We start from the raw sequence: 2,518 nt of genomic DNA on the forward strand, positions 1-2,518 counted from the left end.
GGCCCAAAAGATGGGGTGTTGCGCCAAGGCGTAGGCCAGGGTCGTGGCCGAAAGCAGGGAGACGAACGCCGCAAAGGCTCGAATGTGGCCCACGGACGAGATCACCCGGCCGGCCTTCAAGGCTCCGACGGCGAGGCCGGCGAAATATGCGGTCGCGATTGCGCCCACGAGCACAGGGGGGTGACCCGCAGCCGTTAGGCGCACGCCGACCAGCGTGGACATGAAACCTGCGCCCGCCATCATCACGAAGATGGAAAGCAGCAGGCTCCGGACCGGAGCAATTGCGCTCAGCATTCGCCGCCGCCCAAGCGCCCAGGCTTCGAGCGTGACGGCAGGCTGACCTCAAGGCAGGCTCGAGACCATGGGGCGACGTGCCGTTCCATAGTCTCGAAGGCCGCCCCGGCGATCACGAGATCGGAGACGCCAGATCGACGCTCACGCCAGCTCTTTCAGAAAGCCGGCCCGTTTGCGGTCGTAGGGCTGAGGCTGCGCGGCGGGCGATGAAATCAGGGCGTGGAGGTTTTCCGCCGTAGGGCCGGACAAGTTGGTTGGCCATCGCGTTGAACACGATGAAGGCGTTCGCCCTCGGATAGGGCGTGATGTTGCCGTTCGACCCGTGCATCGTATTGCAATCGAAGATGATGACCGAGCCCGCCGGTCCCGTCGGCGCGGTGATGCCTCCGCGTTCAGCCAGCAGGGTGAGGCTGGCGCGGTCTGGCACGCCATACTCCTGGCGACGCAGCGATTGCCTGTAGTGATCGTCCGGCGTTTCCCCGACGCACGTCACATAGGTGTTTTGAGATCCCGGCATGAGCATCAGCGGGCCGTTGACCGCATGGTTGTCGGCCAGTTGAATCGACATCGACAGCGCGCGCATGCGCGGCATGCCATCCTCGACGTGCCAAGTCTCGAAGTCGGAGTGCCAGTAGAACTCCTTGCCGTCGAAGCCGGTTTTGTAGTTCAGCCGCGACTGATGCACATAGACGTCATCGCCCAGGAGATGCTGCGCCGTCGCGACCAGGCGCGCGTCAGAGGTCAGGCGGGCGAACAGCGGGCTCTGTTCGTGGATTGCGAAGATCGAGCGGACCGCGCCCGACTCTGGCTCAGCGATCACCGTGTCCAGGTCCAGCTCGACCGGCAGACTCTGCAGACGATAGAGTTCAATCTGCAGGGCCTGGACCTCGTCGGGGGCGAAGAGGCCCTCGAGCACTAGGTAGCCGTTACGCTCGAACCCTTCGTGTTGCTCGCGGGTTAGGGGAGCGTCAGAGCGCCAGGGCGCATGGGCGACAGGGTCGGCGCGCTGTAGCCACGCTGGCTCAGTCAGGACTCGTGACGGATAGGCGTCTGGTTGCATGGTCAGGCCGTTCAAACGGCTTCGGCTTCGAGCGGATAGGCGCCCGTCGCGTCATGCACCTCCAGGCCGTTGAGCGGCGGGTTGAAGGTGCAGGCCATGACCATTTCGGTCTCGCCCCTAAGAACGTGCCGATCGTGTTTGTCCAAGGCATACATCACGCCGGGCCTAATCGGGTGAACCTGGCCTGTGGCGAGATCCTCGATCGATCCTTGACCGCTGATGCAATAAACCGACTCCAGATGGTTCTGGTAATGCATCGGCAATTCAGCGCCGGCGTAGATCGTGGTGATGTGGAAGGAGAAGCCCATGGCGTCGTCCTTCAGCAGCAGCCGTGTGCTCTCCCAACCTTTGGTGACGACGCGGCGGCGTGTGGTGACGGCTTCGTTCAAGTCGCGGACAATCATCTGGTTCTCCGTTTAGGCGCGGGGTTGGGCTGCGGCGTGCGTCGATGCGACGGCGACGGCGGCGGCCAGGATGTCGAGGCCGTGATCGAGATCGGCGTCTGAAATGGTGAGCGGGGCTAGCACCTTGACCACCTGATCTCGCGCGCCGCTGGTCTCGATCACCAGGCCCTGGGCAAATGCGGCCTGGACGATTCTCGATGAGACATCGGCGCCGCCCACCTCCAGTCCGCGCATCATTCCGCGTCCCCTGACCCCGCTTGCGATCAGCCGATTGCCGGAGGCTATTTGCGAGAGCCGCTCGCCGAGATGCTCGCCTTTGCGCCGAACCTCGGCGGCGAAATTGTCATCCGCCCAGAAGGTGTCGAGCGCCGCGGCGGCGGTGATGAAGGCATGGCAGTTGCCCCGAAATGTGCCGTTGTGCTCACCGGGCTTCCACACGTCGTGTTCCGGCTTCATCAAGGTCAGAGCCATAGGCAAGCCAAGGCCCGACAGGGACTTGGCCATGGTGATGATGTCCGGCTTGATGCCTGCGCCTTCGAAACTGAAGAAGGTGCCGGTCCGGCCGCAACCTGCCTGGATGTCGTCGATGATCAGTAGGGCTTCGTGGCGGCGCGCTATGCGCTCGATCGCCCGCAGCCAAGCTCCTGAGGCCACGTTTAGACCCCCTTCGCCCTGCACGGTTTCCACGATGATGGCGGCGGGGCGGTCCATGCCGCTGGATGGGTCGGACAGCATCTGATCGAGTTGCGCGGCGGTGTCG

General features: G+C 64.0%; 3 protein-coding genes and 1 pseudogene. All 4 read right to left on the reverse strand.

Annotated features, from left to right (window positions below; translation table 11 throughout):
* Positions 1-294 (reverse strand): annotated as a pseudogene (locus Q7T84_RS19315) (MFS transporter); the annotation flags it as partial.
* A 112-nt stretch (positions 295-406) separates the two neighbouring features.
* A complete protein-coding gene (thpD, locus tag Q7T84_RS19320; protein ID WP_304812252.1) occupies positions 407-1,354 on the reverse strand; it encodes an ectoine hydroxylase in 948 nt (315 codons plus the stop codon).
* Between the two features lie 11 nt (positions 1,355-1,365).
* The gene (locus Q7T84_RS19325) at positions 1,366-1,758 is read right to left on the reverse strand and encodes an ectoine synthase (RefSeq protein WP_304812254.1); all 393 of its coding nucleotides are present in this window, start codon (positions 1,756-1,758) and stop codon (positions 1,366-1,368) included.
* 12 nt (positions 1,759-1,770) lie between these two features.
* The coding region (locus Q7T84_RS19330; RefSeq protein WP_304812256.1) for an aminotransferase class III-fold pyridoxal phosphate-dependent enzyme at positions 1,771-2,518 on the reverse strand (748 nt) is incomplete at its 5' end.

This window comes from Phenylobacterium sp. (assembly GCF_030654915.1).
Classification (GTDB): Bacteria; Pseudomonadota; Alphaproteobacteria; order Caulobacterales; family Caulobacteraceae; genus Phenylobacterium.